The organism is Janthinobacterium sp. J1-1, from assembly GCF_030944405.1.
Taxonomy (GTDB): Bacteria; Pseudomonadota; Gammaproteobacteria; order Burkholderiales; family Burkholderiaceae_D; genus Janthinobacterium.
In genome coordinates this window covers 4,864,082-4,890,722 of sequence record NZ_CP132339.1, presented here as the reverse complement: position 1 = coordinate 4,890,722, position 26,641 = coordinate 4,864,082, and the positions used below count along the sequence as shown (strand labels likewise).

At 64.1% G+C, this 26,641-nt stretch carries 31 protein-coding genes; 22 read left to right on the top strand and 9 right to left on the bottom strand.

Going from position 1 to position 26,641, the window contains the following annotated elements:
• Nucleotides 1-38: 38 nt before the first annotated feature.
• The 8 genes from Q8L25_RS22395 (at nt 39) to Q8L25_RS22360 (ending at nt 4,964) form a co-directional block, all read left to right on the top strand.
• Complete coding sequence (locus Q8L25_RS22395; RefSeq protein ID WP_308921503.1) at nt 39-746, top strand: GntR family transcriptional regulator; 708 nt, start codon at nt 39-41, stop codon at nt 744-746.
• Nucleotides 739-1,494, top strand: a complete 756-nt coding sequence (locus Q8L25_RS22390; RefSeq protein WP_308921502.1) for an SDR family oxidoreductase — start codon at nt 739-741, stop codon at nt 1,492-1,494. The genes Q8L25_RS22395 and Q8L25_RS22390 overlap by 8 nt, the downstream gene beginning before the upstream one ends.
• A 69-nt stretch (nt 1,495-1,563) precedes the next feature.
• Nucleotides 1,564-1,869 (top strand): hypothetical protein, encoded by a 306-nt coding sequence (locus tag Q8L25_RS22385; protein ID WP_308921501.1) that lies wholly within the window; start codon nt 1,564-1,566, stop codon nt 1,867-1,869.
• Nucleotides 1,870-1,915: 46 nt separating this feature from the next.
• Nucleotides 1,916-2,305, top strand: a complete 390-nt coding sequence (locus tag Q8L25_RS22380; protein ID WP_308921500.1) for a hypothetical protein — start codon at nt 1,916-1,918, stop codon at nt 2,303-2,305.
• A 116-nt stretch (nt 2,306-2,421) separates the two neighbouring features.
• Nucleotides 2,422-3,141, top strand: a complete 720-nt coding sequence (locus Q8L25_RS22375) for a hypothetical protein (RefSeq protein WP_308921499.1) — start codon at nt 2,422-2,424, stop codon at nt 3,139-3,141.
• Between the two features lie 121 nt (nt 3,142-3,262).
• Nucleotides 3,263-3,727, top strand: coding sequence for a hypothetical protein (locus tag Q8L25_RS22370; protein ID WP_308921498.1), 465 nt, complete (start codon nt 3,263-3,265; stop codon nt 3,725-3,727).
• A 90-nt stretch (nt 3,728-3,817) separates the two neighbouring features.
• Nucleotides 3,818-4,489, top strand: a complete 672-nt coding sequence (locus tag Q8L25_RS22365; protein WP_308921497.1) for a hypothetical protein — start codon at nt 3,818-3,820, stop codon at nt 4,487-4,489.
• 34 nt (nt 4,490-4,523) lie between these two features.
• Nucleotides 4,524-4,964, top strand: a complete 441-nt coding sequence (locus Q8L25_RS22360) for a hypothetical protein (RefSeq protein ID WP_308921496.1) — start codon at nt 4,524-4,526, stop codon at nt 4,962-4,964.
• On the opposite strand, the gene Q8L25_RS22355 is transcribed toward Q8L25_RS22360, so the two are convergent.
• Nucleotides 4,965-5,438: a heme-degrading domain-containing protein gene (locus Q8L25_RS22355; RefSeq protein ID WP_308921495.1), complete on the bottom strand. Its 474-nt coding sequence runs from the start codon at nt 5,436-5,438 to the stop codon at nt 4,965-4,967.
• 90 nt (nt 5,439-5,528) lie between these two features.
• On the opposite strand from Q8L25_RS22355, the gene alkB reads away from it, so the two are divergent.
• Nucleotides 5,529-6,191: a DNA oxidative demethylase AlkB gene (gene alkB / locus Q8L25_RS22350; protein ID WP_308921494.1), complete on the top strand. Its 663-nt coding sequence runs from the start codon at nt 5,529-5,531 to the stop codon at nt 6,189-6,191.
• Here alkB and Q8L25_RS22345 read toward each other — a convergent pair.
• A complete protein-coding gene (locus tag Q8L25_RS22345; RefSeq protein WP_308921493.1) occupies nt 6,188-6,544 on the bottom strand; it encodes a VOC family protein in 357 nt (118 codons plus the stop codon). The two genes, alkB and Q8L25_RS22345, sit on opposite strands and share 4 nt — an antisense overlap.
• Before the next feature lie 86 nt (nt 6,545-6,630).
• Here Q8L25_RS22345 and Q8L25_RS22340 point away from each other — a divergent pair, with 86 nt between their 5' ends.
• From Q8L25_RS22340 to Q8L25_RS22320, 5 genes are all read left to right on the top strand, one after another.
• Nucleotides 6,631-6,813: a hypothetical protein gene (locus tag Q8L25_RS22340; protein WP_308921492.1), complete on the top strand. Its 183-nt coding sequence runs from the start codon at nt 6,631-6,633 to the stop codon at nt 6,811-6,813.
• 87 nt (nt 6,814-6,900) lie between these two features.
• Entirely contained in the window at nt 6,901-7,716 is an 816-nt protein-coding gene (blaOXA, locus tag Q8L25_RS22335; RefSeq protein WP_308921491.1) for a class D beta-lactamase, read from the top strand.
• Between the two features lie 91 nt (nt 7,717-7,807).
• Nucleotides 7,808-10,282 (top strand): penicillin-binding protein 1A, encoded by a 2,475-nt coding sequence (locus Q8L25_RS22330; protein ID WP_374694192.1) that lies wholly within the window; start codon nt 7,808-7,810, stop codon nt 10,280-10,282.
• A gap of 2 nt (nt 10,283-10,284) precedes the next feature.
• The gene (locus Q8L25_RS22325) at nt 10,285-10,731 is read left to right on the top strand and encodes an Imm70 family immunity protein (RefSeq protein ID WP_308921490.1); all 447 of its coding nucleotides are present in this window, start codon (nt 10,285-10,287) and stop codon (nt 10,729-10,731) included.
• 31 nt (nt 10,732-10,762) lie between these two features.
• Nucleotides 10,763-11,197: a hypothetical protein gene (locus Q8L25_RS22320; protein ID WP_308921489.1), complete on the top strand. Its 435-nt coding sequence runs from the start codon at nt 10,763-10,765 to the stop codon at nt 11,195-11,197.
• A 131-nt stretch (nt 11,198-11,328) separates the two neighbouring features.
• On the opposite strand, the gene Q8L25_RS22315 is transcribed toward Q8L25_RS22320, so the two are convergent.
• The 5 genes from Q8L25_RS22315 to Q8L25_RS22295 all read right to left on the bottom strand — a co-directional run bounded on the left by Q8L25_RS22315 (nt 11,329) and on the right by Q8L25_RS22295 (nt 14,350).
• The gene (locus Q8L25_RS22315) at nt 11,329-11,964 is read right to left on the bottom strand and encodes a M17 family peptidase N-terminal domain-containing protein (protein ID WP_308921488.1); all 636 of its coding nucleotides are present in this window, start codon (nt 11,962-11,964) and stop codon (nt 11,329-11,331) included.
• A gap of 82 nt (nt 11,965-12,046) precedes the next feature.
• On the bottom strand, nt 12,047-12,760 hold the full coding sequence (locus tag Q8L25_RS22310; protein WP_308921487.1) for a hypothetical protein: 714 nt from the start codon (nt 12,758-12,760) through the stop codon (nt 12,047-12,049).
• A complete protein-coding gene (locus tag Q8L25_RS22305) occupies nt 12,757-13,323 on the bottom strand; it encodes a hypothetical protein (RefSeq protein WP_308921486.1) in 567 nt (188 codons plus the stop codon). The genes Q8L25_RS22310 and Q8L25_RS22305 overlap by 4 nt, the downstream gene beginning before the upstream one ends.
• A gap of 80 nt (nt 13,324-13,403) precedes the next feature.
• Nucleotides 13,404-13,691, bottom strand: coding sequence for a putative quinol monooxygenase (locus tag Q8L25_RS22300; protein WP_308921485.1), 288 nt, complete (start codon nt 13,689-13,691; stop codon nt 13,404-13,406).
• Nucleotides 13,692-13,777: 86 nt separating this feature from the next.
• Nucleotides 13,778-14,350: an NAD(P)H-dependent oxidoreductase gene (locus Q8L25_RS22295; protein ID WP_308921484.1), complete on the bottom strand. Its 573-nt coding sequence runs from the start codon at nt 14,348-14,350 to the stop codon at nt 13,778-13,780.
• A gap of 73 nt (nt 14,351-14,423) precedes the next feature.
• Between Q8L25_RS22295 and Q8L25_RS22290 the strand changes: the two genes are divergently transcribed.
• Nucleotides 14,424-14,900, top strand: a complete 477-nt coding sequence (locus tag Q8L25_RS22290; protein WP_374694191.1) for a winged helix-turn-helix transcriptional regulator — start codon at nt 14,424-14,426, stop codon at nt 14,898-14,900.
• A gap of 56 nt (nt 14,901-14,956) precedes the next feature.
• Here Q8L25_RS22290 and Q8L25_RS22285 read toward each other — a convergent pair whose 3' ends face one another.
• Both Q8L25_RS22285 and Q8L25_RS22280 read right to left on the bottom strand, forming a co-directional pair.
• A complete protein-coding gene (locus Q8L25_RS22285; protein ID WP_308921483.1) occupies nt 14,957-15,781 on the bottom strand; it encodes an aldo/keto reductase in 825 nt (274 codons plus the stop codon).
• Between the two features lie 120 nt (nt 15,782-15,901).
• A complete protein-coding gene (locus Q8L25_RS22280; RefSeq protein WP_308921482.1) occupies nt 15,902-16,933 on the bottom strand; it encodes an AraC family transcriptional regulator ligand-binding domain-containing protein in 1,032 nt (343 codons plus the stop codon).
• Nucleotides 16,934-17,168: 235 nt separating this feature from the next.
• On the opposite strand from Q8L25_RS22280, the gene Q8L25_RS22275 reads away from it, so the two are divergent.
• The 7 genes from Q8L25_RS22275 (at nt 17,169) to Q8L25_RS22245 (ending at nt 26,625) form a co-directional block, all read left to right on the top strand.
• Nucleotides 17,169-19,166 (top strand): glycoside hydrolase family 3 N-terminal domain-containing protein, encoded by a 1,998-nt coding sequence (locus Q8L25_RS22275; RefSeq protein ID WP_308921481.1) that lies wholly within the window; start codon nt 17,169-17,171, stop codon nt 19,164-19,166.
• Nucleotides 19,167-19,280: 114 nt separating this feature from the next.
• On the top strand, nt 19,281-21,086 hold the full coding sequence (locus tag Q8L25_RS22270) for a DUF885 domain-containing protein (RefSeq protein ID WP_308921480.1): 1,806 nt from the start codon (nt 19,281-19,283) through the stop codon (nt 21,084-21,086).
• A 78-nt stretch (nt 21,087-21,164) separates the two neighbouring features.
• The gene (hpaR, locus tag Q8L25_RS22265; RefSeq protein ID WP_308921479.1) at nt 21,165-21,620 is read left to right on the top strand and encodes a homoprotocatechuate degradation operon regulator HpaR; all 456 of its coding nucleotides are present in this window, start codon (nt 21,165-21,167) and stop codon (nt 21,618-21,620) included.
• A gap of 294 nt (nt 21,621-21,914) precedes the next feature.
• Entirely contained in the window at nt 21,915-23,081 is a 1,167-nt protein-coding gene (locus tag Q8L25_RS22260) for a porin (RefSeq protein WP_308921478.1), read from the top strand.
• Between the two features lie 23 nt (nt 23,082-23,104).
• Nucleotides 23,105-23,617, top strand: a complete 513-nt coding sequence (locus Q8L25_RS22255) for a sugar dehydrogenase complex small subunit (RefSeq protein ID WP_308921477.1) — start codon at nt 23,105-23,107, stop codon at nt 23,615-23,617.
• Between the two features lie 12 nt (nt 23,618-23,629).
• A complete protein-coding gene (locus tag Q8L25_RS22250; RefSeq protein WP_308921476.1) occupies nt 23,630-25,237 on the top strand; it encodes a GMC family oxidoreductase in 1,608 nt (535 codons plus the stop codon).
• Entirely contained in the window at nt 25,234-26,625 is a 1,392-nt protein-coding gene (locus Q8L25_RS22245) for a cytochrome c (protein ID WP_308921475.1), read from the top strand. The genes Q8L25_RS22250 and Q8L25_RS22245 overlap by 4 nt, the downstream gene beginning before the upstream one ends.
• Nucleotides 26,626-26,641: the final 16 nt, after the last annotated feature.

Here is a 26,641-nt window from a genome sequence, read left to right as displayed (position 1 = left end):
TCTTGATGTATGATGCATCATAAATTGAAAGAACCTTCATGGCCTATCAACTCGATCATCTGTCGCACTCCAACCTGGGAAAATCCGTCCATGCGCGGCTGCGCGAGGCGCTGGCGGCGGGGCGTTTCCGCCCCAATGAGCGCCTGCGCATCCGCGAACTGGCGCTGCAACTGGGCACCAGCGTGACGCCCGTGCGCGACGCCATGCTGCAGCTGGTGCAGGAAGAAGCCTTGGTGCTGCGCTCGCCGCGCGACTTTCGCGTGCCGATGCTGAGCGAGGCGCGCTACCTGGAAATCCGCGCCCTGCGGGTGGAACTGGAAGGGCTGGGCGCGGCGATGGCGGCACGGCGGATCGACGCCGCGACCCTGGCGCAACTGGAACAACTGCTGCTGGACAACGAAGAAGCGATCGCGCGCCAGGACCTGGCCGGCGCCCTGCAGTGCAACCAGGCCTTCCACCTGGGGCTGGCGCAGGCGTCCGGCATGCCGACCTTGACACGCTTTGTCGGCCATCTGTGGATGCAGACCGCGCCGCTGATCGCCGCCGGCTACGCGGCCTTTACGCCCACCATGCGCGTCGGGCATCACCGCGCCATCCTCGACGCCCTGCGGGCGCGCGATGGCGAGGCGGCCCGGCAGGCGATGGCGCGCGACATCCTGGACGGCGGCGCGCAACTGCTGGCCTATGTGCGGCAGATGGAGCAGGCCGCCGCAGAACCTGAACCTGAAAAGGAAGAAAATGATTAATCTGGGACATCAGACCGAACAGAAAACCGCCATCGTCACGGGTGCCAGCCGTGGCATCGGCCACGCTGTCGCCGAGCGTTTCCGCAGCCTCGGCTGGCGCGTGATCACGGTCTCGCGCAGCCCGATCCCGCTCGGCTGCCCGCGCAGCCAGGAACACAATACGCATTTCTGCATGGATTTGTCGGACCTGAGCCAGATCGGCCAGATGGTCGACATGCTGCGCCCGATGCTGGTCGATGGCAAGCTGCACGCGCTGGTCAATAACGCGGGTGTGTCGCCGAAAGGGCCGGGCGGCGCCCGCGTCAATTCGCTGACCACCGACATGCAGACCTGGCAGGCGATGTACAACACCAATTTCTTTGCGCCGCTGGCGCTGACGCGCGGCTTTGCCCAGGAACTGTCGAACGCGCACGGCTCGGTGGTCAACCTGTGCTCGATCGCCGGCTACCGCGTGCACCCGTTCGCCGGCTCGGCCTATGCCAGTTCCAAGGCGGCGCTGGCGTCATTGACGCGTGAAATGGCCAACGACATGGCGCCGATGAACGTGCGCGTGAACGCCATCGCGCCCGGCGAAATCGACACGGCCATCTTGTCGCCCGGCACCTCGCACATCGTCGACACGCAGATCCCGCTGCGCCGGCTGGGTACCACGGCCGAAGTGGCCGACCTGGTGGAGTTCCTGTGCAGCGAGCGCGCCTCGTATATTACGGGCGCCGAGATTCCGATCGATGGCGGGCAGCGGATCTAGCCAATCAGAACGGGCATCCCGTTGCCATCCTGGCAATTAGTGCGCTACACTGAGCGGTCAGGAGGCGCCATGCATAGCATCAACACCCATCGACATTTCGACCTGGCCGCGCTGGCCTTTGCCGTGTTATCCGTTCCCGTAGTCAAAATCGCGCTGCTGTACTGGCAGTACCAGTTGCACTGGCCTTTGACGCGGCAGGTGGATACCGTTGTTCCTTATCTGGCGCTGGCCCTGGCGGTACTGGCGGCCGGCTACTTCCCACGTTCGTGGATGATGAAGCTGCTGCGGATGGCCGCTGTCGTCGCGTGGTCTTGCCTCGCGTATTTTGTCGTGGCGATCATGCCTGGCTGTCTGTGGGCGCCGGCTTGCCTGTAGATCTGCCTGGCAACAGTCACGCTGCGCAACAATGAAGGAGAGGGAAATGCCGGCTTACGTGTTTGCATCGTCTGAAAAATCAGCCATGTTGGCGGCCACTTCAATCGATGCATTGATGGGCGCTTCGCCAGAATTCTTTGCTGTCGTGCTGGCTGGTGATGACGAGCTTGAACTGCTGCTGGGTCTGCTTGGCATCAGATTGCCATCCCCGGTCCTGCTATCGCCGGCCGCTGACTTTTCGGCCATCTTCGACTATTCCGCCGATTTGTTGCCGATATTTACGCCTGAAGAGTTTGATGTGTTCTATTCGGAGTGGTTAAGCTTGAGCAAGCGTGAATCGGCCATGGACGAATACGGACAACTGATCTTCCTTCAGGGACATGGCAAATGCTGGAACAGCAAGGCCAGCCGCTTCATTCTTCGAGAGTATGCATGAAGCGATATTTTCCTTGCTGAAGCGGTTTCCGCGCTTTGGATGGATACCATGGTCTGCTCTGCAGTCCATGTAAAAACAGGAAGAAACGGACGATGGCCATGGGACGGTGTTTTCAAATGAAGCGTATTTATGTGCAGCTGCTGTCGGCGGCAGCCTTCATATCGGTTTTTGCCTGCTGTCCGGCCGTCGCGCAATCGCAGGCGGCCGCAAAGTCAGTCGATTGCGCTGCCATCGCCGAACGTGCAAGGGGCTTGACACTGGCGGAGACCGGGCTGTCCCTGAAGGATCTGTCGATCACCATTGCCCCGGATCAGGAGAAGCGATTCCTGCCTGCCCGCGTCGCCTTGCTCGAAGGTCCCTGCGCGGACGGCGTGCAGGCATTTCGCATGAGCCAGTTTGTGTTCCAGGATGGCGCTTTCTACACTGCCGGACTTGATGGCAGGCTGGTCCATGCCAACGACACCGCTGGGTTGATGCATTACTGGAGCGGGCTGTTTTTCAACGACCATCCCGAGATAAGCCAGGCCCGCTTCAGCATGGCCGCCAATGTCGGTTTTTCCAGCAAGCTTGACGATGCGCCGCTACTGAGAGTGGGCGTATGGCAAGCTGGCGATACCTGGCTGGTGGCCGCCTTCATTCGCCAGCAGCAAGGCTACAGCGTGCCGGTCGAATTGCTGCGCTCGCGCCAGCCAATAAGAAGCGTCAGCTATTTCCCCTCACCCGACACGAACACCGGCAGATTGGGGCTGGTGGTCGATGGCGGAAAAACCATCGCCCTGGTCAGCCTCGATTGGAATCATGACGCCATCACCCGGGCAATGCGGGCCGCAAAATAATACTCGCGTGGCGTGGGTGGCGACACCAAATTGCTGGCTCACTACAATAACAATCTTGTATGACGAGGCCGCTCCTGGCGACTTTCGTTCCAGCTCTTCCACTTGCACAGGAGTCAACAAGATGAATATTCGCAGCCTGCTTTCCTCGATCCTGATTGGCGCCGTCGCCAGCGCGCGCTCGATGACGCCGATGGCCACCATCGCCGCCGCACGCCTGGCCGGGCGCCATACCACCGGCCAGCTTGTCCTGCTCGACCGCCCCGTGTTCAAGGTCGGCGCGCTGGTGATGGGCGCCGCCGAACTGTATGGCGACAAGATGAAGACGGCGCCGGACCGCACGGTGTTCCTGGGCCTGCTGGCGCGCGTGCTGAGCGCCGGCATCGCCGGTGCGGCCCTGGCGCCCGAGGGACGCGAAAAGACGGGCGCTGCCGTCGCGGTGGCCACCGCCGTGCCGCTGGCCTACCTGACCCTGGCCGGCCGCAAGGAGGCGATGGCGCGCATCGGCCAGACCCGTAGCGGGCTGATCGAGGATGCGCTGATCGTCGCGGCCGGCGTGGCGATCGTGGCGCTGTCCACCAGAAAGTAGCTTGATCGTGCTGTGAGAATGTGTGATTTTTCCTTTGAGCAAGAATGTTAAAATTTTCGTCCTGAATTTTGCTCACTCTTCAAGGAACGCATGGATCACGGTATGGACGGATTGGCGGCGCGCGTCGCTGCTTGCGAAAAGGAAAATCAGCGCCTGCGCAAAGTCATCAAACGGCAGAACCTGCTGTGGGTGGGCGCCTTGCTGGTGGCGGCGGTGGGCACGGCAACGGCCGGCATCGCCCTGAAAAACGGCGTGTTCGGCACCATCCGCGCCAACGACATCACCATTGTCGACAAGAATGGCGTGGTGCGCGCACGCATGAGCGGCGACATGCCCGACGCCGTGATGTTTGGCGGCCGCGTCGCCAAGCGTGGCGGCGACGCGGCCGGTTTCATGATCTACGACAAGGATGGCTACGAACGCGGCGGCTATGTGACCTTCGATCACGATAACGCCATGCTGTCGCTCGACTCGAAATACCATATGGTGGCCAGCCTGATTGCCGGGCCCGGCGAAAGCGGTACCGGCGTGCTGGCCCTGAAATCGAGCGACGGTGGCCTGGAGCTGCGCAGCGACCTGGACGGCGCCCGCCTGAGCGTCAACAAGGGGCGCGTGGTGGCGCAGCAGATACCGGCCATCGAGGCGCTGTCGGAAGCGTCGTGCCGCAACTGGCGCGCGATCGAACAGCAGCACCCGAATGAGAACGCCTGCCGCAGCCGCTATACGGAGAGCGCTTGCAAGCGCTGCCTGGATGAGCAGTAGCCACCGCACTCCTTCAACCTGACCGGGGCCTGTCTTGTATCCAGCGACTGTCACCATCGACCGCGTCTTCAGCGTCGCCTACCGCTGGGGCAATCCTGGCCCCAGGACGGAGTTTGGCTTTGCTTCCGGCAACAAGCGGTATTACGGGCTGGAGCTGCCAGGCAGGCCGGCGATCGAGACTGGCATGCAAGTAACTGCGATCCTCGAGAAGGAAGGGGACTGGAGCTCGCTGCAGGGCTGGCTCAATCATACGACCGGCGAGCTGGTGTCGCCGTCAAGAGCCGGCCATGTGTTTCAGTTGCTGGTCTGCGCAGTCATCGGCAGCAGCGTGATTACATCGCTGGACAATGCCATGTCCATCGCGATCTTCTTGTTCCTCTCGGTCATCGCCTTGCTGAGCGGCTCGATGCTGTGGCGCGCGCATCGCGCCACCAAGGCATTGGCCGCACTGGCGCGCGCCGCTCCGGCATCCTGATCAGTGCGCGTCCAGCTGGGCCTGCAGCGCCGCCACCACCAGCGCATGGTCGTCCGCCTGCGCCAGGCCCGACACGGTGATCGTGCCGACCATGCCCACGCCACGGATCAGCAAGGGGAAGGCGCCGCCATGGCCCGCGTATTCCAGGTCGTCCAGATACTTCACTTCTTCGAACGTCGCGCCCTTGTTTTTGTAGGAAATGCCCATCGCATACGAGCTGCGCGCAAAGCGCTGCACGGTGTTGTTCTTGCGCCGTATCCAGTCGGCCTGATCGATGGTGGCGCCGCTCATCGCGTAATGGAACAGCACCTGGCCATTGCGCGTGATATTGACGGTGACGGCTTTGCCGCGCTTGCGCACTTCCTCGACGATCCACAGGCCCACGGCCAGCGCCGTGTCATTGTCGAAGCGGTCGAACTGCAGTGTTTCTTCCTGCTGTGCCAGGGTGTTGAGCAAATCGGCGTAATGATCCATCGTCGTGATCCAGATAAGGTGCTGTTGAGTGGTTGGAAACGCTACTGTAACCGACGCCACGGCTTTTTACACGGCGCGCTAGAATAGGGCATGAACCTGTCCCTGTTTTCCGACGATGAGTACGAAACCATCGGCCCCGCGCCACTGGTGCCTGGCAGCACCGCCGCCATCCTGCTGCGCGGCTTTGCCTTGCCCAGGGTCGGGCAATTGTTATCCGCCCTTGAGGTTATCGTGCAGGCGGCGCCGCTGCGCCATATGGCCACGCCGGGCGGCTTGCGCATGTCGGTGGCGATGAGCAATTGCGGCCAGCTGGGCTGGGTGACCGATACGCGCGGCTACCGCTATGTGCGGCAAGATCCGGCCGGCAGCGCGCCGTGGCCGGCCATGCCGCCCGCCTTCTTGCAACTGGCGCAGGATGCGGCCACGGCCGCCGGCTACCCGGGCTTTGCGCCCGACGCCTGCCTGATCAACCGCTACGTGCCGGGCGCGCGCATGGCGCTGCACCAGGACAAGGATGAGTGCGACTTCACCGCGCCCATCGTCTCCGTTTCGCTGGGCTTGCCTGCTACCTTTCTGTTCGGTGGCGCGCTGCGCGCCGACCGCGCCGCGCGCATCGTGCTGGTGCATGGCGACGTGGTGGTGTGGGGCGGCGAGGACCGCCTGCGCTACCACGGCGTGGCGCCCTTGAAAGATGGGCAGCATGATGTACTCGGTGCACAGCGCATCAACCTGACCTTCCGCAAAGCGCTCTAGCGCGCCATCGAGGTGTCGAGCGCCTGGGCAAACGCGATATGGTTGCCGTCCGGATCGGTCAGCATGATGGTGCGCACCTGCGGTGTGGAACTGAGCGCGCCATGCGCGACCCCCACTTGCTGCAAGTGACTGGCCAGCGCCTCGATATCGTCGACGGCCAGGGTCACCGAGCCGCCACCCGCGCCGTCCGCCTGCTGGTACAACTGCAGCCAGCCGCCACGGTCAAATTTCCACTCCGCGACTGCCGGCATCGGCTGTGATGCCGCCTGCTTGCCCAGCAAGCGGGCATACCAGATGGTGGCTGCCGGCAGGTCGCTGACGGCCAGGCTGGCGATGGCGTTCAAGATGCTCATGGCGGACTCGCTTTCACTCGTTATAAAAAGCGCTGCAATGAGTCAATTCTAGCCTACACTGGTTTTCATTCAAGCAAAGGAGAATCATGATGGTGCACAAGAATGGCGAGCCCGAACTGGATGAGTTGGAGGAAGAGGTGGAGGCGGACGTGGAGCGCGAACGGCGCGAACACGATTTGCTCGATGAAGAAAAAATGGGCATGGGCGAACTCGAGGAAGAGCGCATGAAGCCGGGGCGCATGCCGGTGGAGCGAGAAGAACGCGACTAGGGTGTGCGGCAAAGCGCGGGGCTCTGGCAAGACCAGTCGCAGGTGAGTACAATTTCGCTTTGCCATCTGCACGCATCCCGGAGGCCCATGAAATTTCGCTCTGCCCTGATAGTACTTTTACCGCTGGCTTTCAGCATCTCCCCGGCGGCCCAGGCCGCCACCATCTGCACCGCCATCGCCGATGCCGCGTCCGGTACGGTGTTGCTGCAGGAAGGCAATTGCATCGACCGGGTCACGCCGGCGTCGACCTTCAAGATCGCGCTCAGCCTGATGGGCTACGACGCCGGCTTCCTCAAGGACCAGCACGCGCCGCGCCTGCCATACCGGCAGGGCTATGTGGACTGGGGCGGCGAGGCCTGGCGCCAGGAGACCGATCCATCGCGCTGGATGCAGTATTCCGTGGTCTGGTATTCGCAGCAGATCACACAGGCGCTCGGTGGCGCGCGTTTCCAGAAGTACACGCGCTCGCTGGGCTACGGCAATGCCGACGTATCGGGCGACCCCGGCAAGGACAACAGCCTGGAGCGTTCCTGGATCAGTTCTTCGCTGAAAATTTCGCCGCTGGAGCAGCTGGGCTTCCTGCGCAAGCTGGTCAACCATCAGTTACCCGTCAGCCGGCAAGCCATGGACGAGACCGCGCGCCTGACGCGCCTGGCCGACTTGCCCGGCGGCTGGCAGTTGCATGGCAAAACCGGCGCGGCCTTTCCGCGCAAGAGCGACGGCAGCTTCGACGAAGCCCACGGCCATGGCTGGTTTGTCGGCTGGGCCAGCAAGGGTGAACGCACGTTCGTGTTTGCGCGGCTGGTGCAGGATGAACAAGCGGGTCAGCAATCGGCCGGCCTGCGCACGCGCGAGGCCATGCTGAAAGAGTTACCAGCCCTGCTGGAGCAGGCGCAGCAGTAAATTTCGTCTGCTGTGTTCCGCCAAGCCAGGCCTGCGCCCTATATACTTGCCGAAACGGATCATCCGGCAACAGGCAAGGAGTGGGGCAAGCATGGAGCAGTTAAGGGCTAAGGCAAGGCAATGGACGGCGCGCGGCAAGGATAGTGCCGCCAGGCTTGGCCGGCATGGTGGAGCCCGCCTGGTGGCCCTGTACCGGCGTGGCCACGCTCACCTGATGAGCTTGCCGCCCGGGCGGCGCGCGCTGGTGATGGCCCTGTGGTCCTTCCTGGCCGTGCTGGCGCTGCTGGTGGCCTATCTGCTGCTGCTGATACCGCTCACGCCCAGCATTCACGACCTGCGCCAGGCGCGCACGGCCGCGCCCAGCACCATGGTGGCGGCCGGCGGCGAGGAACTGGCCCGCTTCGACCAGGGCCTGCAGGAGCGGGTGACCTTGCAACAGATCTCGCCGAATGTGGTCAGCGCCCTGATCGCCACCGAAGACCACCGTTTTTATGCGCACCACGGCGTCGATTTCAAGCGCCTGGCCGGCGCTATCGTCCACAGCCTGAGTGGCGATCCGCAAGGCGGCTCGACCATTACCCAGCAGCTGGCGCGCAATATGTTTCCGTCGGAAATAGGGCGCTCGCGCAGCCTGAACCGCAAGCTCAAGGAGCTGGTCACGGCCCTGAAAATCGAAGCCACCTACAGCAAGACGGAAATTCTCGAAGCCTACCTGAATACGGTGCCTTTCCTGTACAACACCTTCGGCATCGAAATGGCGGCGCGCACGTATTTCGACAAGCCGGCCGCGCGCCTCGATATCCTGGAAAGCGCGACCCTGGTCGGCATGCTCAAGGGCACGAATTACTACAATCCGGTCGGCAATCCGGAACGCTCGCTGCAGCGCCGCAATGTGGTGCTGGGCCAGATGCGCAAGCACGAGGTGATCGACGAGAAGCGATACAGGCAGCTGATCAAGCGTCCGCTGCGCCTGCACTTCGAGCGCCAGAGCGAACGCGCGCAGACCGACAGCCATTTCACGGCCTATGTGCGCAAATGGCTGATCGACTGGGCCGACGAAAACGACTACAACCTGGAACTCGACGGCCTGGTGGTGCACACCACGCTCGACAGCGACCTGCAGCAGGCGGCCGAGCGTGCCGTCGAACGGCAGGCCAATGCCTTGCAGGCGATTGCCGACGTGGAATGGAGCCGCGCCGGCGTGCCGTCCTCGACCTCGACCGGCATGTACGCCTCGATGCAATCGGGTAGCGTGCCGTTCGATTATTTCTGGAAATCGCATCCGGCCTTGGTCGACGCCTTTGTCAGGGAGTCCAGCGAGTACCGCAAGCTGGTGGCGGCCGGCGGCACGGCGGACGAAGCGCTGGCGCAACTGAAGGGCGAGCGCGCCTTTATTTCCGCCTTGCGCAAGTCGAAAACGCGGCTGCAGGCCGGTTTCGTGGCGATGGACCCGGCCACCGGCGCCTTGCGCGCCTGGGTCGGCAGCCGCGACTTTGCGCGCGAGCAGTTCGACCACGTGGCGCAGGCTGCGCGCCAGCCCGGTTCCACCTTCAAGCCCATCGTGTATGGCGCGGCGCTGGAAAAAGGCCTGAGTCCGGAACATATCTACCGCGACGCAGTGATGGACATCAAGGCGGCTGACGGCACCAAATGGCGCCCGACCGACATGAGCGGCAGCACCGGGCGCGAGATGACCATGCGCGAAGGCCTGGTGTATTCCAAGAACACGATCACGGCGCAGGTGATGCAGGATGTGGGTCTGCCACCGATCATCAAGCTGGCGCGCGCGCTCGGCGTGCGTGACAGCAAGCTGGCCTCCGTGCCGTCGCTGGCGCTGGGCACCAGCCCCGTCACCTTGCTTGAAATGGTCAATGCCTACGCCAGCATCGCCGCCCAGGGGCAGGCGCGCAAGCCGTATGTGGTCACGCATATCACCGACCGCGATGGCAAGCTGATCGCCCGTTTCGGCGAAGACAAACCGGTGCAGGCCATGAAGGTCGAATCGGCCGACACCCTGACCGACATGATGCGCGGCGTGATCGACCGCGGCACGGGCACGGCCATCCGCAACCGTTTCGGCATCCGCTCCGACGTGGCCGGCAAGAGCGGCACCACGCAGAACAATGCCGACGGCTGGTTCATCATGATGCACCCGCAACTGGTGGGCGGCGCCTGGGTCGGCTTCAACGACGCGCGCGTCACCATGCGCAGCAATTACTGGGGCCAGGGCGGCCACAATGCCGTGCTGGTGGTGGGCGACTTCTTCAAGACGGCGCTCGACACGGGCAAGCTGGCGCGTGACGCCATCTTCGCTGGCGGCAAGCCTCCGCCGCCAGCGCGCCGCATCGAAGCGATGGAGCCGGAAAACGAGCCGATGGAAGAGGGCGGCGACATGGAGCAGGCGGGCGCGCCACCGGCGCCGTTGGCCATGCCGACGGAAGGCGATGGCGGGCAGGAATCGAATGGCCGCGCCGTGCCGCAGGAGTCACCCGTCCCAATTCCGGCTCCTGCTCCGGTCCCGATCCCCGCTCCTGCCCCGTCGCCGTTACCGGCACCGCAAGGCTGAGCATGACCATCGCCTTTCGTCATGGCGCGGTCATCACCGAGATCGGCATCAATGTGGTGCTGCACTCCCTGCTGTCGACGGTGGCGGTGCGGCTGGAAGGCGGCGAGTGGGGAGCGCGCTTTCCGCTGATCATGATCAAATTGTATCAAGGCCGGCTCGATGCGCCGGACGCCGATACCGCCCTGCTGGAACTGCGCCAGATCCGGGCTGGCCTGGCCACCCTGGCGCCCGCCGAGCTCATCTGGGATTTCAATGACCTGTCCCGGCAGCCGCCATGGGGCGATGCCGTCGCGCCCAGGACCACCTCGATGGCCGATTACCACACCACCAATGCCAGCCGGAACCTGCTTGACGAGATGCTCGCCTGCGTGACGGCACTGAAGGACGGTGGCGGGGTGCTGGAGATCATCGCGCTTGAAGGCATGGCGCCGTTTTATTACGTGAGCTGAGCACGGCCATTTTACGCAGGCGGAAATTCCCATGAAAAAATTCAGCCGTGCTTTGTCAGGGTTGTTGCTGGCGGGCGCATTGTGTGCTTCGCAAGCCACGGCACGTTCCGTGATCGCGCCAGGCAAGGCCGTATCCCAGGCACGCGCCGATCTCGTTATCGACCTCGAAATCATGGCACGCCACCCCTCCAACAATGCGGACGTGAACTGCGGCGTCGCCTATGAAGCCAGGATCAACAAGGTATCGAAGGGCGCGATTGGCGGCGCCGCCGTCACATTCGGCTATCTTGATGGCCTGGAAGTAGGCAGGTCATACCGCGTGTATCTTGCGACCGCAAAGAACAAGGAGAAACTCCGGCGAATGTTATTGGAAAGAAGGTGGCCTGAGCCACAGGTGGAAACGTTCTTGAAGCAGTGTGCTGGCCGGCAGTGGGAGTATTATTTTTTCAGCATGGATCGCCTGTGAAAAAAGGGCCATCAGGTTTTCGACACTGAGTCGATGATGTTGCGTGAGAAGCAAATGATGGCCTGGCATAATGATATATGCCAATCCGCCGGCAGGCCTGGCGGTCCATCGGCGTGCCCTTGTCAAATTTTCTATTCGGCATCATGCAGCTTGGCAAACGCCGCCGCAAACGCCAGGGCCGCGGACTCGACGCGCGGCGCGCCGACGTCAAAGGTGCAATGCCGCAGCAGCGGCTCGCCCGCCAGGCCCGTTTCGGCCAGCAGAAATTCGCCGGCCAGCGCGCCCAACATGCCGTCCAGCATGACTTCGGGCATGTCCAGCGCGGCATTGTCGGCGTGCCCGGCGTCGAGCACGCTGGGCGCGAAAGCCATCGACAACGCGCCGTGGCGGATCGCCTCGCGCATGGCCACGCGGGTGGCGCGGCGCAGCAGGTCGGACGTCAATTGGCCGGGGTCGCCCAAGCCGATGACCAGCACCGCGCGTGGCGCCATGCCGGCAGGCGGCGTGGTGATCAGCAGGGTTTCCATCGGCTGTGCGCGAAAGGCGCCGTTGGCGCGCAGCCGCGTCAGCTGGCCGCCCAGCGCCTGGTCCAGCGCCAGCAGGCCGCCGGCGATGGGCGCGCCGCCAACTTCGTGCTCGAACATGCAGGCGACGCTCAGGTCGACCTCGGCCATGGCCGGACCCCAGGCCACCACGTCGAAGGTGACGCCGTGGGCAATGCCGATCGGGTGGCGCGTGGGGGGCTTGGCGGCTTGAAAGGTCGTCATGGCGGTGCTTCCTTGCGTAAAGATGAGATGGCCATCTTAGCTGCTTGCCATGTCCCGCACACCTGCCAGAAGGCAGGCGGGGCTAGATGCTATTGCGCATCAGGCCCGCATGCCGCACGAACACCTGCATGGCCGGCATGGTCTGTTCGTGCAGCGCTTCGAGTTCCTTGTCGAGCGCGGGCGTGACCCTCAGCGTGCCGTCAAGCTGCTTGCGCACCGGCAAGCCCAGCGCCTGCGCCATTTCAACAGGATAATTCGTGAAGTCCCCATACGGGCGCTTGCCGTCGACCGCCGGCGTGGGCCAATAGCCTTCGCCCAGATAGTCTTCGGCACCCAGGCCCAGCATTTCCAGCGAGCGCCACGATTGGCGGCGCAGCAGCAGCTGATGGCGTTCGGTAAACGCAAAGCTTGCCTGGTCCAGCGCGTAGTTGCCCGGTTTCAGTTTCGCCATCTGCATGAAATGGGGCAGCAGTTGCGCCGCTTCCATCAAACGCTGGGCCGCCAGCGCGGCATCCTTGCTGGCGGTAATCCGCATCGCCAGCACGAGGGTGTCGCCGTCGCCCAGCGGCTGCTCCGGGTTCAGCATCGGCGCGCCGCTTTCCACCGGCGACCAGGCGATATTGAAGCGCCGTATCAGGGCCAGGTGCTGCACGTTGAGTACCCTGGGCGCGGCTTGCTCGATGGTGGCCAGGATGCGCTGGCGCACGGGGCCGGTCAAGCCGGTGTTTGCCGCGCGCACCAGCACGGGCGAGCACAGCAGCGTGCCGGCCAGGCGCAGCAGCTGGCGCCGCATCATGGTTTCACGGCGGCTTGCTGCTGGAATTCGATGCGGTTCTCCTTGTAATCCCATTTGTTGTAGGGACCAAAGACGCGGCGGTTTTCCTTGCTCTCGGCATTCGACACTTCGCGTTTCATGCGCCGCACCAGGGCGGTGTCGGTCAATGGCGCGGTGGTGGCGGCGAACACGTCGTGGCGCACGCTGGCCTTGGCGTCCGCGCCGCGCGAAATGATGGTCAGCTTGCGCGAGGCGGCATCGAAGTACAGGCGCATGGCGAAGGTATTCATGTCTTGCAGGTACAGGCCGTCGTCGCGCCACTGGGCGTAGAAATAATCGCCGCAGACGGCTTTCGGTTCGCGTTTCCATTCGCACGACAGCACGATCAGCAAATGCTTGTCATCAAGCTGCTTGATCGCAATGCGTCCCTTGGAGTAACCCCAGGTGCTGGCCGGCACGGTGGTCGACGAGGCCAGATTGTAGTCGCCCACCAGATTGGGCATCGGGGCTTGCGCAAAGGCGCCCAGGCTGAATGTCAGTGCGGCAAGTGCGGCGCCGGAGCGCAGGATGGAAAAATGGGTCATGGCAGGCCGGTAGGAAAAAGTTGCCACATTGTATATGGCAACCTTTCAACAGGCGCGCGCGATTGAAGCCGGCGCCTGGCTTACGCCAGCTTGCTCAGTTCCGCCACGTTGATATTGACGACCTTGTCGCCCACGGCGCCCACCAGGGTCTTGAAATGGGGCGTCGCTTCATGCGCGCGCAAGGCGGCTTCGTCGGCCCATTCTTCCAGCATGATAAAGCGCGTGGGGATTTTATTGTCCAAGTGCAGCTCGTAGCGCAGGCAGGTGGTCTCCGCCCGGCTGGGCGGCACGACCGCTTCCAGCGCGGCGCGCACGGCGGCGATATGGTCGGCTTGGGCATCGATGGTGGCGACGACGATCAGGGTCATGGTGTTCCTTGTGATGGGGGTGGGCTCAAGAGCTTAGCGCATCTTGCTCCTTTCTGCCCAGCCCCCACGGCAGTGGCCTGGTTCCCTTACGCCGCCTGCAGCTGTGCGATCTGTTCGAACGCCGACGCCAGCGCCTGCGCGCGCACCTCGTCGCTGACCTTCAGGCCTTCGGCGCGCACGATTTCCAGCTGGTTGACGCCCAGGAAGCCGAAGAAGCTTTTCAGGTAGTTTTCCTGGTGGTCCAGGCTGGCCATCGGCGTGCCGGGCGTATAGATGCCGCCGCGCGCCGAGGCGACGATCACGCGCTTGGCGCCCAGCAAGCCTTCCGGGCCGCTGGCGCCATACTGGAACGTCTTGCCCGGCACGGCCAGCGCGTCCAGCCACGATTTCAGTTGCGAAGGGACGCTGAAGTTGTACAGCGGCGCGCCGATCACGATCACGTCGGCGGCCAGTACCTGTTCAAGGGCGAGGGACAGCGCGGCGGCGTCCATGGCGCCGGGCGCCGCCGTAAATTGCGGCAGCGGTGCGGCAGCCAGATCGCGGTAAGTGACTTGCGCGCCGGGCGCGGCCGCTTGCAGGCGGGCGGCGATGGCGGCCGTCAGCTGGCGCGTGGTGGAATGGTCGCCGAGGATGCTGGAATCGATCTGCAGGATATTCATGTGGAGCCTTGTAAGTTTGGTCGGTTCAGGGTGGTATCATTTTGTACCTGAGGCTCATAGTGATGAAAAAAAATTGAACGCACAAGAAGGCACTTTTTCCATACCCGGGCACATGAATGTGACTGATGGCGGCGGCCTGGAACTGGAGCAGCGCATGCGCACGGACGGCGGCTACCCGGCCTTGGCGCATTCGTGCCAGCCGGCGACCGATATCCTGGCGCGCGTGGGCGACAAGTGGAGCGTGCTGGTGGTGATCTTGCTGGGCAATGGCACCAAGCGCTTCAATGAAATGCGCCGCTTGATCAACGGCATTTCACAGCGCATGCTGACCCTTACCCTGCGCGGCCTGGAGCGCGACGGCCTGGTCACGCGCACCGTCTTTCCCACCGTGCCGCCACGGGTCGACTATGCGCTGACGGATCTGGGCAGATCCCTGCTCGGCCCCATCAGCGCGCTGGGCCAGTGGGCGTTTGGCCACCGCGCGCAGATCGACGCGGCGCGGCTGGCATATGACGCGAAAAATGAGGCTGGCCTGGGCGAGATTGCATAGGGATTGCCAGCATCCGGTTCGCGCCGGGAACCTGGCCTACTGAGCTGAATAGCGGATTACGGGAACAGCAGGGGATCGGGGCCCATCCGGCCGTCGCGGTCCAGGCCTGCGATGGCCGCCATGTCATCGTCACTCAGCGCAAAATCGAAGACGTCGAAGTTCGAACGGATGCGCTCCGGCGTGACCGATTTCGGGATCGCGATATTGCCAAGCTGCAGCTGCCAGCGCAGGACGATTTGTGCCGGCGTGCGCTTGTACCGTGCAGCGATCGCAACGATGGTCGTATCCTGCAGCGCCTCGCTTTGGCCGAGCGGGCTCCAGGCTTGCGTGCGTATCCCCATGCGCTGATGGACGGCACGCAAGTCGTGCTGCTGGAAAAACGGGTGCAACTCGATCTGGTTGATGGCCGGCACGATGCCGGTCTCGTCGACCAGCTTTTGCAGGTGTTCTTCCGTGAAGTTCGATACGCCGATCGAACGAACCTTGCCCGCGTCACGTGCCTGCGCCAGGGCCTGCCACGTTTCCACATACAGGTTCTGTCCGGGAACTGGCCAGTGGATCAGCAGCAGGTCAACATAGTCCAGTTTGAGCCGTTTCAGGCTCGCATCGAGCGCTTGTGCGGTCTTGTGCACGCCCTGGGCGTCATTCCAGATCTTGGTGGTCACGAAGACGTCTTCGCGCGGCAGGCCCGCCCTGGACAAGCCCGTGCCGACGCCATCTTCGTTTTCATAAATTGCCGCGGTGTCGATATGGCGGTAGCCCGCCTCCAGCGCTTCCACCACGGCGGCGCCGGCTTGCTCGGGAGTCGCTTTCCAGACACCGAGCCCGATGGCCGGAATATGGTTACCGTCGTTCAGTTCGATAAGTTTTTGCATGGTCATTGTGTGGGAAAGAAAAGAGAGGCAGTCTGTCGATATGCCCGGTGGTGGGGATAAGGCGATAGTAGCAGTGAATCGGCGTCGCCCACGGCGTCACTTCCATCAAATGCGTTTTCAGACGCGCTATCTTGCCTCGTGCCGGTAGCGCGCCGGCGGCAGTTCGAACTGGGTCCTGAAAAAGCGGGTGAACGCGCTTTGCGAGGAAAAGCCCAGGCGGTCGCCGATTTCGGCCACGCTGAGGGTGGTTTCACGCAGCAGGCGGCGTGATTCGCGGCTTTTGGCGCGCAGCTCCAGCGCGCGAAACGAGGTGTCTTCCTGCTGCAGCTGGCGCCGCAGGGTCCAGCTGTTCATCGCCAGGCCGTCGCACAGCGATGGCAGCAGCGAGGCGCTGTCGGCCAGCTCGCCGCCGCCTTTCCTCAGCAAATCGATGATGGCCTGTTCCACGCGGGCCGAGAACAGCTGCGCGCTGTGCAGCTGGTGCAACTGGGCCTGCGCCTGTTCCAGCGCGTGCGGCGCCAGCAGCGGGTTGAAATGCGCGCAGGGCGCGTCGAGCAGGCGCGCCTCGAAGCTCAGGGTATTGCGCGCCTGGCCAAAGCGCGCGCTGGCGCCGAAGCATTCGGCGACGGCGTGCGCAAACCAGGGCGCCTTGCCCTGGAAGCCTGTATGAAACGCGGTCGCCGCGCCGTCGTCATAGGCGCGCACCACCAGCGACAGCATCCTGAAATTGGCCAGCGCCTGCATGGCGCCGCCCAGCGCGCAAAATTCGGACAGGTATTCGATCTCGACGTGGCTGCCATTTTCGCTCATCAGCATGAAATCGAATTCGCCGATCAGGCCGCGCAAGTGCAGCATTTCGTGCAGCGCGCTGCGCAGGGTGGGGCGGTTGAAGCACACTTGCGCCACGGCGGGAAAGTGGGCAAACCAGTGCTGGGGCGCGATGTCGAGCATGCCGCGGTGTGCCGGCAGTTGCTGGGCGTAGGCCACCATGCGGCGGTGGCGCTGCGCATCGATGCGCCCGCCCGGTTCCTGCAATTGCGCTGGCGTGATGCCGGTATGGCGGAAGAAATCGTCGGGGCCGTGGCCATCGGCCTCCAGCGCCAGCGCGCACTGGCGCGCGATATGGTTCGCCACCGTGCGGGTGTCGGTTTTGTTCATTTTCTCGTCTCCAGTCTCTGCGGACTTGTTTGTAGTAATTTTTCACAAATGGTAGCATTTTTGTTGGAATTCGGTGATTGCTGCACGTCAATATCGAAAATTGTTCTCACCGGTATAACTACTGTTCTGCGCGGTCAAAAACATGCCGACATGACACGCTATATTGCGTCCGGGGCGGCCTCGATGCGGCCCCGCTCACCACAAAAACATACTGGAGACAGCCATGAATTGCACCATGAAACCGATGACCCGCGCGGTCGCCGGCGGCCTTGCCGCGCTCGCCCTTGCCGCCTGCGGCAATCACGACACCGTCAGCGAGGAATACACCCAGCCGGTGTTCGGCACCACCACCTACAGCCAGCTCAAGGTCGACGGCTATACCTTCAAGGACATGAACCGCAACGGCAAGATCGACCCTTACGAGGACTGGCGCCTGTCGGCCGAGGAGCGCGCCGCCGACCTGATCGGTCGCATGACGCTCGAGGAAAAAGCCGGCCTGATGATGCACGGCACGGCGCCCACCGTGGCGGACCCGACCGGCATCGGCCAGGGCAGCGGCTATGACCTGACGGCCCTGCAGGACCTGATCGTCAAGCAGTACGTCAACACCTTCATTACCCGCATGGCGGGCGACTCGGCCAATATGGCGACCCAGTACAACAAGGTGCAGGCCCTGAGCGAAACTTCGCGCCACGGCATCCCGGTGTCGATCAGCACCGACCCGCGCCATCATTTCCAGTACACGGTGGGCGCCAGCGCGTCGACCAACGGCTTTTCGCAGTGGCCTGAAACCCTGGGCCTGGCTGCCATTGGCGACGATGCCCTGGTGCGCCGCTTCGGCGATATCGCGCGCCAGGAATACCTGGCCGTCGGCATCACGCAGGCGCTGTCTCCGCAGGCGGACCTGGCCACCGAGCCGCGCTGGTCGCGCATCAACGGCACCTTCGGCGAAGACGCGGATCTGGCCAAGCGCATGGTGCAGAACTATATCGAAGGCTTCCAGGATGGCAGTACGGGCCTGCACGACGGCAGCGTGGTGGCCGTGGTCAAGCACTGGGTCGGCTATGGCGCGACCAAGGAGGGTTTTGACGGCCACAATTACTATGGCCGCTACATGACCTACCCGGGCAATAACTTCGCCTATCACGTGAAACCGTTCGAAGGCGCGTTCAACGCCAAGGCCGCCTCCGTCATGCCGACGTATGCTCTGCCGGACGGCAATATCACCATCGACGGCATCACGCTGGAACAGGTGGCGGCCGGCTTCAGCAAGACCATGCTGACCGACCTGCTGCGCGGCAAATACGGCTTCGAAGGCGTGATCCTGTCCGACTGGGGCATCACCTCGGACTGCGACGCCAACTGCCGCAACGGCACCCCACCGGGCGTGGCGCCGTCCTTCTTCGGTTTCGGCACGCCGTGGGGCATGGAAGACGCCACCAAGGCCGAGCGCTATGTCAAGGCCGTCAATGCGGGCATGGACCAGTTTGGCGGCGTGACGGAAGCGCCTTACCTGACGCAGGCCGTGCAGCGCGGCCAGTTGACGGAGGCGCGCATCAACGCCTCGGCGCGCCGCATCCTGGTGCAGAAATTCAAGCAGGGCCTGTTCGAACATCCGTTTGTCGACACGGCAAAAGCCGCCGCTACTGTGGGCAAGGCCGACTTCGTCGAAGCGGGCCTGGAAGCCCAGCGCCGTTCGCTGGTGCTGCTGGAAAACAAGGACAAGGTGCTGCCGCTGGCCACCACCGTCAAGAAGGTATATTTGTACGGCATCGACGCGGCCGTCGCCCGCCAGTACGGCTACACCGTGGTGGCGACCCCGCAGGAAGCCGACGTGGCCCTGCTGCGCGTGGCCGCGCCGTATGAAATCCTGCACCCGAACTATATCTTCGGCAGCATGCAGCACGAAGGCCGCCTCAATTTCGTCGACGGCGACGCCGACTACGAGGCGATCAAGAACGCCGCCCGCCTGGCGCCGAAAACCGTGGTGACCGTCTACCTGGACCGCCCGGCCATCCTCGGCAACGTGCAGGACAAGGCCAGCGCCATTATCGGCAACTTCGGCGTCAGCGACGGCGCGCTGTTCGACGTCCTGACCGGCAAGGCCAAGCCGCAAGGCAAGCTGCCGTTCGAGCTGCCATCGTCGATGGCCGAAGTGCAGGTGCAGAAGTCCGACGTGCCATATGACACGGCGCGGCCGCTGTACAAGTTCGGTTACGGGCTGGGCTACTGATAGAAGAAGGAAAGGGGAGGGCGGCCCGCCTGCCTTCCCCTGGATTGACAGTGCCCCGGCGCTCGCCGATACTGGCCGTTTCGTTCGCCGAAACCGCCAGGAAGGAAACCCCCGATGTCCGTATCCCTGAAATTGCGCCAGACCGTGTTTGCGCTGGCGCTCGCCGCCGCCTTTTCCACCACCGTTGCCATTCCCGCCATCGCAGCCCCAGCTGCTTCCGCCGCCTGGGTCGAGACCAGCAACCGCAATGCCGCCATCGTGCTCGAAGCGCAGGCGAAATTTTCGCCGGAAAACGCGTCCGACACGGGCCTGCCGCAATACGATGGGCTGGCGGCAGACCTGGGGCCGAATATCGTCGAACGCCAGGTGGCGGTGCTGCAGCAGGCGCGCGGCAAGCTGCAACTGAAGCTGGAACTGGAGCGCGACGAGCGCATCCGCCAGGACCTGGAAATTCTGATCAAAGCGGTGGACCAGGAAATCGCCGGCGCCCGGATCGAGGACAAATACAGCCTGCCATGGATCGACGTGCCGCAGATGGTGTTCGGTTCCATGCAAAGCCTGCTGCAGGAACAGCGCCCGGCCGCGCGCCGCGCCAAGGCGCTGGAACGGCTGCAGCGCTACACGGGCCAGTTCAAGGGCAGCACGCCGATCACCGAACAGGCCAGGGCGCGCTTCACGGAAAAGATCGGCCAGCCGGGCCTGGCCGGCCCGGTGCGGCTGCAGGTCGAGCAGTCGCTGGAAAACGTGCCGACCTATATCGCCGGCATCCGCAAGCTGTTTGCCGACATGAAGATCGCGGGCGCCGAACCGGCGCTGGCGGCGATGGAAAAGCAGCTCAATGACTACGCCGCGTGGGAGCGCGAAGTGGTGCTGCCGCTGTCGCGCACGGATTTCCGCATGGCGCCGGAACAGTATGCATTTCGCCTGAAGCAGGTCGGCATCGATATCGAACCGCGCGCCCTGGTCGAACGGGCCGAAGTGGCCTACCTGGAAACGCGCGCCGCCATGCAGGCGCTGGCGCCCGTGGTGGCGGCAAGGCTGGAGCTGAAGGGCATCGATGGCAGCGACTATCGCCAGGTGCTGCGCGCGCTGAAAAGCGAGACGATCGCGAATGACAAGCTGGAAGCGCACTACAAGGGCGTCAATACCGAGCTGGAAAAACGCATCCGCCAGCAGGGTGTGGTCGATATTCCGGCGCGCGCGATGACCATGCGCCTGGCCTCGCCGGCCGAATCGGCGGCCCAGCCGGCGCCGCACATGCGTCCGCCTCCGCTGATCGGCAATACGGGCGAGCACGGCCAGTTCGTGCTGCCGGTCGGGAACCCGGCCGCCAGCGGCAAGGGCGAAGCGTATGACGACTTCAATTTTGCCGGCGCCGCCTGGACCCTGAGCGCGCACGAGGGCCGCCCCGGCCACGAACTGCAGTTCAGCGCCATGGTCGAACGCGGCGTGTCGCAGGCGCGCAGCCTGTATGCCTTCAACAGCGTCAACGTGGAAGGCTGGGCCTTGTATGCGGAAGCGGAGATGATTCCCTACGAGCCGGTCGAAGGCCAGTTCATCGCGCTGCAGTTCCGCATGCTGCGCGCGGCGCGCGCCATGCTCGACCCGATGCTGAACCTGGGCCAGGTCACGCGCGAAGAGGCGGGCCGCATCCTGACCGACGAGGTGATGCTGTCGGCGCCGATGGCGCGCCAGGAACTGGACCGCTATACCTTCAACATGCCGGGCCAGGCGGGCAGCTATTTTTATGGCTATACGCGCATCTTGCAACTGCGCGCCGAGACGGAACTGGCGCTGGGCGCGAAGTTCGACCGCCTCGCCTTCAATAACTTCCTGCTGGGCCAGGGCCTGCTGCCGCCGGACCTGCTGGCCAAGGCCGTGCGCGAGCAGTTCATTCCGGCGCAAAAAGCCAGGGGATAAGCAAAGCGGTAGACGGCGCGCGCCGCCTGGTGCGCGCCGTATAATTGCCAGCGTTATCACTTTTTTCTGGAGTCCAGCTTGCAGTTACCGATCCGCTATCCCAATATGCCGCAGCTGCTGCTCAAGGCGCGCGATAGCCTGCTGCAGCATTTCCGGCCCATCCTCAATCACTATGGCGTGACGGAACAGCAGTGGCGCATTATGCGCGCGCTGAACGAGGCCAACATGCTGGAGCCGCGCGAACTGTGCGACCTGTGCCAGATATCGAGTCCCAGCATGAGCGGCATCCTGGCCCGCATGGAAGAGACGGGCTGGCTGGCGCGCAGCAAGTTCGAAGGCGACCAGCGCCGCCGCAAGGTCCATCTGTCGCCCGCCGGCGCCGACTTGCTGATGGAAATGGGCAAGCTGATCGACCTGCAATACGAAAACCTCGAAGCGGCCTACGGCAAGCAGGTGTTCGAAGACATGCGCCTGGCGCTCGAAGCCTTTATCGCGCTCGATACCCTGCCGGTGGCGCCGGCGATTCTTCCTTAGCGCGCCGCGCAATCATTTCTCCCCCAACATGAAGGCTGGGGTCGTACCCGGCGGGTACGACCCCTGTACTCTGCTGTGTCATTACTCGGCACTATTCCCTGCGCCATCCCGCTTTGCTACAAGACTACGCCCAACAGTCAATTACTTACATGTTAGTGAAAAGGCGTATAATTTGGTCCACTTGATCCAGATCAAGAAGAAAACGCGATGCCACGGCGCTGTTCGCTGGGCTGAACGCGGTACGCGGGCGCCTCTTGCACGCCGTACGCCAACTCAGGATAGTCAGGAAAAATAATGAAAAACCCATGCATGCGCGCTGCCGCGCTGGCCGCCACCTCGCTACTGTGCGCAAACGTTTGCGCACAAAGCAATGTGACGATTTACGGTGTCGTCGACGAGGCCGCCGCCTACGCCAGCAACCAGGGCGGCCACTCGAACACCTATATGCGCAGCGGCAGCCTGTCGGCCAGCAAGATCGGTTTCCAGGGTACCGAAGACCTCGGAGGCGATCTGCAGGCGCTGTTCCTGCTGGAAAGCGGTTTTGAAGCCGATACGGGCGCGCAAAGCGTGGCCGGTTCCTTGTTCAACCGCCAGGCTTATGTGGGCCTGCAGTCGCGCCGCCTCGGTACGCTGACGGCCGGGCGCCAGTACACGCCGTATTATCTGCTGGTCGGCTCACTCGCCTCGAGCAATATCCTGACCGGCGCCACCGGCGCCCATCCGGGCGATTTCGATGGCCTCGACACTACCGTGCGCGTCAACAACTCCCTCACCTACAGCTCGCCCGTCTGGCGCGGCCTGCAGGCCAGCACGCAATATGGTTTTGGCGAAGCCAAGGACGGCAATGGCGCCGGCAGCAGCTTCAGCGCCGCCGTCAAGTACAGCACCTCGCCGGCCGAATTCGCGCTCGGCTACCTGAAACTGAAAAACGGCAGCCATGCCGGCGGCTGGAGCGACACGGCCTCGGGCAACTTCGGCGTCTCGGCCATCAACCAGGGGTATGTATCGGCTGACAGCATCCAGTTTATCGCCGCCAGCGCGCGCTACACCTTCGGTCATTTCATGGTCGGCGCCAATGCCAGCAATGTGCAGTTCCAGGCCGGCAGCGATTCCACTTTCCGCGACACCGCCGTGTTCAATACGGCGGGACTGATCGCCAGTTACCAGGCCGCCCCCGCGCTGTTCCTGTCCGCCGGCTACAGCGACACGCGCGCGGCGCATGCCAACGATATTAGCGACCGCGCGCGCTACCGCCAGCTGTCGTTCGAGCAGAACTACGCGCTGTCGAAACGCACGGCCCTGTACGCGATCGAAGCGCGCCAGCTGGCGCATGGTCAGAGCCTGGGCGCCAGCGGCAATATCGTCGATGCCGTGGCCTCGATCGGCGACTCGCAGAACGGCACGCCGTCGTCGAACGGCGGCCAGACCGTGCTGATGCTCGGCCTCAAACACGCTTTTTAAGTGCGCACGCACAGGAGCCATCGATGAACACGAATCGCAAGGAGGGCGCCAGCCCTGTCAATCCCGGCCGCCGCATGGTGCTGGCCGGCCTCTTGTCGGCGTCGGCCGCCGCCCTGATTCCCTGGGCCCTGGCCGAGCCGGTGGCCAATGCGGAGCAGGGCGCCTTTCTGGGCGTCTCGGCCCTGCTGGTGGGGCGCCAGGCGCTCGATCCGGTGCTGGCCACGCGCCTGTACGAGGCGCTGGTGGCGCAGGACGCCGCCTTTCCCGCCAAGGTGCGCGCCTTGCTCGCGCTGATCAACACGGACGGCCTGCAGGCGGCCGGCCTGCAGGAGGCGCTGGACGCGGCCACGTCACCGCTGGCGGCCCTGCCGCGCCAGATCGCCAGCGCCTGGTACCTGGGCATTGTCGGCACCGGCGAGGCGGCCGTCTGCGTCGCCTACGAGCAGGCGCTGAACGCGGCCGTGGTGGCCGACGTGCTGAAGCCTCCCACCTATTCCTACGGCGCCTACGGCAGCTGGGCCAGAAAACCAATTTAAGAAGGAGCCATCATGGCTGAACAACTTACCGCCGATTACCTCGTGATCGGCTCGGGCATCATCGGCTCGCTGGCCGCGCGCAAGCTCGCGCTGGCCGGCGCCTCGGTGCTGATCCTGGAAGCGGGGCCGCGCGTGTCGCGCGGCGAAATCGTCGCCCGTTTTCGCAACACCACGCGCCGCAGCGACTGGATGTCGCCGTATCCGTCGGTCGCCACCGCGCCCCATCCGATCTACCAGCCGAAGGACAATGGCTACCTGATGCAGGCCGGCCCCTATCCTTACCCGGCCGAATATATCCGCCAGTTCGGCGGCACCTCGTGGCACTGGGCCGCGCAAGCCTGGCGCAATGTGCCGAACGACTTCCGCATCCATACCTTGTATGGCGTGGGCGTGGACTGGCCGATCAGCTATGCAGACCTGGAGCCGTTCTACCAGGAGGCAGAGGAGATCATGGGCGTGTCCGGCGCCGACAATACGGGGTCGCCACGCAAGCAGGCCTTCCCGATGGCGCCCGTGACGGAACCGTACGCGATGCGCCGCATCCGCGAACGCCTGGATCCCGCCTTCAAGGTGGTCGGCAATACGGTGGCGCGCAACAGCGTCAGCTACGCCGGCCGCCCCGCTTGCTGCGGCAATAACAGCTGCCAGCCGATCTGCCCGATCGACGCGCAATACCATGGCGGCATCGCCGCCTTGCAGGCAGAAGCGGCCGGCGTCAAGATACTGTGCAATGCGAATGTCTACAAGCTGGAGCACGACGCCCAGGGCCGCATCACGGCCGCGCTGTACTACGACGTCGACAAGCAGAGCCACCGCGTCACCGCCAGGACCTTCATCCTGGCCGCCAACGGCATCGAAAGCCCGCGCCTGCTGCTGGTGTCGGCGTCGGACAAGTATCCGAACGGCCTGGCCAACAGCAGCGACATGGTGGGCCGCAACCTGATGGACCATCCGAGCACCTCGATCACGTTTGACGCCGACGAAGACCTGTGGCTGGGCCGTGGCCCGCAAAGCCCCAACTCGATCAACACCATGCGCGACGGCGACTTCCGCGGCGAGCATGCGCCATACCGCCTGGATTTCACGAACATTTCGCGGGTCGATGGCGCCACCAAGGAGCTGATCGGCCAGGGCGTGTTCGGCGAGGCTTTCGAGCAGCAGCTGCGCTACCGCTCGGCGCGCGAAATGAGCCTGAAAAACGTGCTGGAAGTGCTGCCCCATCCCGACAACCGCATCGCGCTCGGCAGCGAGAAGGACGCCATGGGCATCCCGAAACCGCAGGCGCATTACGCGATCGACGAGTACACGCGGCGCGGCCACGAACGCTCGAAGCAGGATTTCGAACGCATCGCCAAGCTGATGGGCGGCAGCAATCTGCGCCACAGCAAGGAGGGGGTATTTTCCAACAACCAGCATATCTGCGGCACCCTGTCGATGGGTTCCGATCCGGCCAGGGCCGTGTGCGACCAGTGGGGCCGTACTTACGACCACGCCAACCTGTTCCTGTGCAGCACCGGCGTGCTGCCGACGTCCGGCACCTGCAATTCGACGGAAAATGGCCTGGCCGTGGCGCTGCGCACCGTCCAGCATATCCTTGACGAACAGGGAGTGGCCGCATGATGGCGCACCTGAAAAGGCACCTGAGCCAGCGATTGGCTGGCCTGCTGCTGGCCTGCGCCAGCGCCTCCGGCATGGCCGCCGTGACACCCGATGCGGCCAGCGTGGAGCGCGGACGCTATCTGGCCACGGCCGGCGACTGCATCGCCTGCCATAGCGTACCGGGTGGCAAGGCGATGGCCGGCGGCCTGGCGCTGGCCACGCCGCTGGGCCCCATTATCGCCACCAATATCACGCCTTCAAAAACGCATGGCATCGGCAACTACACGCTGGCGCAGTTCTCCGCCGCCGTGCGCCACGGCGTGCGAGCCGATGGCGCCCACCTGTATCCGGCCATGCCGTATACTGCCTACGCCAAGGTGAGCGATGCCGATACGGCGGCCCTGTACGATTACTTCATGCATGGCGTGGCGCCAGTCGATGCCGCCCCCGCGAAAACCACCGAGCTGCCGTTTCCGTTCAATATACGCCTGTCGATGGCTGGCTGGAACCTGCTGTTCCTCGACAAGACGCCGTTCGAGCCCGACCCGGCGAAAAGCGCCGAATGGAACCGCGGCGCCTACCTGGCGCAGGGCCTGGCCCACTGCAGCACCTGCCATACGCCGCGCAACCTGCTGATGGCAGAGCAGCTGTCGAAAGAACTGGGCGGGGCCGACCTGGGCACCTGGCATGCGCCCAACATCACCTCGGACGTGAACAGCGGCATCGGCGGCTGGCGCCAGCAGGAGCTGGTCGACTACCTCCGCACGGGCCGCGCCGCCCACCGTGGCCAGGCGGCCGGGCCGATGGCCGAAGCGATCGACCATAGCCTGAAGCACTTGAGCGATGCGGACCTGAACGCGGTGGCGGTGTACCTGCAAAGCGTGCCGGCGCTGCATGACAAGGCCGATACGAAACCGGTGACGCAGCGGGGCGCGCCGGCCGACGACCTGGCCAGCATCCGTGGCGTGGCGCTGCCGAAGGACCTGAACCGCATGTCCGGCGCCCAGCTCTACGACGCTCACTGCGCCAGCTGCCACCAGGCGAAAGGCGAGGGCAGTTTCGACGGCAGCCTGCCGCCGTTGTTCCATAACTCGGCGACGGGACGCACCAACACCAGCAACCTGGTGATGACGATGCTCGATGGCGTGGAACGGCAGGACGGCGGCAGCAATCATCTGATGCCGGCGTTTCGCCAGACCCTGTCCGACGAACAGATCGTCACCTTGGGCAATTACATCCAGGCCAGGTATGGCAACCCGGCCGGCAAGGTCACGCTGGAACAGGTGACGACCTTGCGCCGTGGCGGCGCGCCCTCGAACCTGATTGGTCTGGCGCGTGGCGGCATGATCGTCGGCCTGCTGGCGCTGTTGCTGCTGTTCCTGTGGTGGCGCGGGCGCAAGCAGGACTGAAGCGAGCCCGCCGGGC

Excerpts from the sequence above, each read along its gene's own strand:
- Q8L25_RS22345 (WP_308921493.1), bottom strand. The coding sequence starts at position 6,544 with ATGAGCATCTTGAACGCCATCGCCAGCCTGGCCGTCAGCGACCTGCCG.
- Q8L25_RS22300 (WP_308921485.1), bottom strand. The coding sequence starts at position 13,691 with ATGACCCTGATCGTCGTCGCCACCATCGATGCCCAAGCCGACCATATC.
- Q8L25_RS22295 (WP_308921484.1), bottom strand. The coding sequence starts at position 14,350 with ATGAATATCCTGCAGATCGATTCCAGCATCCTCGGCGACCATTCCACC.
- Q8L25_RS22325 (WP_308921490.1), top strand. The coding sequence starts at position 10,285 with ATGACCATCGCCTTTCGTCATGGCGCGGTCATCACCGAGATCGGCATC.
- Q8L25_RS22390 (WP_308921502.1), top strand. The coding sequence starts at position 739 with ATGATTAATCTGGGACATCAGACCGAACAGAAAACCGCCATCGTCACG.
- Q8L25_RS22320 (WP_308921489.1), top strand. The coding sequence starts at position 10,763 with ATGAAAAAATTCAGCCGTGCTTTGTCAGGGTTGTTGCTGGCGGGCGCA.
- Q8L25_RS22385 (WP_308921501.1), top strand. The coding sequence starts at position 1,564 with ATGCATAGCATCAACACCCATCGACATTTCGACCTGGCCGCGCTGGCC.
- alkB (WP_308921494.1), top strand. The coding sequence starts at position 5,529 with ATGAACCTGTCCCTGTTTTCCGACGATGAGTACGAAACCATCGGCCCC.
- Q8L25_RS22380 (WP_308921500.1), top strand. The coding sequence starts at position 1,916 with ATGCCGGCTTACGTGTTTGCATCGTCTGAAAAATCAGCCATGTTGGCG.
- Q8L25_RS22275 (WP_308921481.1), top strand. The coding sequence starts at position 17,169 with ATGAAACCGATGACCCGCGCGGTCGCCGGCGGCCTTGCCGCGCTCGCC.
- Q8L25_RS22365 (WP_308921497.1), top strand. The coding sequence starts at position 3,818 with ATGGATCACGGTATGGACGGATTGGCGGCGCGCGTCGCTGCTTGCGAA.
- Q8L25_RS22340 (WP_308921492.1), top strand. The coding sequence starts at position 6,631 with ATGATGGTGCACAAGAATGGCGAGCCCGAACTGGATGAGTTGGAGGAA.
- Q8L25_RS22370 (WP_308921498.1), top strand. The coding sequence starts at position 3,263 with ATGAATATTCGCAGCCTGCTTTCCTCGATCCTGATTGGCGCCGTCGCC.
- Q8L25_RS22315 (WP_308921488.1), bottom strand. The coding sequence starts at position 11,964 with ATGACGACCTTTCAAGCCGCCAAGCCCCCCACGCGCCACCCGATCGGC.
- Q8L25_RS22305 (WP_308921486.1), bottom strand. The coding sequence starts at position 13,323 with ATGACCCATTTTTCCATCCTGCGCTCCGGCGCCGCACTTGCCGCACTG.
- Q8L25_RS22255 (WP_308921477.1), top strand. The coding sequence starts at position 23,105 with ATGAACACGAATCGCAAGGAGGGCGCCAGCCCTGTCAATCCCGGCCGC.
- Q8L25_RS22355 (WP_308921495.1), bottom strand. The coding sequence starts at position 5,438 with ATGGATCATTACGCCGATTTGCTCAACACCCTGGCACAGCAGGAAGAA.
- Q8L25_RS22330 (WP_374694192.1), top strand. The coding sequence starts at position 7,808 with ATGGAGCAGTTAAGGGCTAAGGCAAGGCAATGGACGGCGCGCGGCAAG.
- Q8L25_RS22250 (WP_308921476.1), top strand. The coding sequence starts at position 23,630 with ATGGCTGAACAACTTACCGCCGATTACCTCGTGATCGGCTCGGGCATC.
- Q8L25_RS22285 (WP_308921483.1), bottom strand. The coding sequence starts at position 15,781 with ATGACCATGCAAAAACTTATCGAACTGAACGACGGTAACCATATTCCG.
- Q8L25_RS22245 (WP_308921475.1), top strand. The coding sequence starts at position 25,234 with ATGATGGCGCACCTGAAAAGGCACCTGAGCCAGCGATTGGCTGGCCTG.
- Q8L25_RS22280 (WP_308921482.1), bottom strand. The coding sequence starts at position 16,933 with ATGAACAAAACCGACACCCGCACGGTGGCGAACCATATCGCGCGCCAG.
- Q8L25_RS22310 (WP_308921487.1), bottom strand. The coding sequence starts at position 12,760 with ATGATGCGGCGCCAGCTGCTGCGCCTGGCCGGCACGCTGCTGTGCTCG.
- Q8L25_RS22375 (WP_308921499.1), top strand. The coding sequence starts at position 2,422 with ATGAAGCGTATTTATGTGCAGCTGCTGTCGGCGGCAGCCTTCATATCG.
- blaOXA (WP_308921491.1), top strand. The coding sequence starts at position 6,901 with ATGAAATTTCGCTCTGCCCTGATAGTACTTTTACCGCTGGCTTTCAGC.
- Q8L25_RS22395 (WP_308921503.1), top strand. The coding sequence starts at position 39 with ATGGCCTATCAACTCGATCATCTGTCGCACTCCAACCTGGGAAAATCC.
- Q8L25_RS22270 (WP_308921480.1), top strand. The coding sequence starts at position 19,281 with ATGTCCGTATCCCTGAAATTGCGCCAGACCGTGTTTGCGCTGGCGCTC.
- Q8L25_RS22260 (WP_308921478.1), top strand. The coding sequence starts at position 21,915 with ATGAAAAACCCATGCATGCGCGCTGCCGCGCTGGCCGCCACCTCGCTA.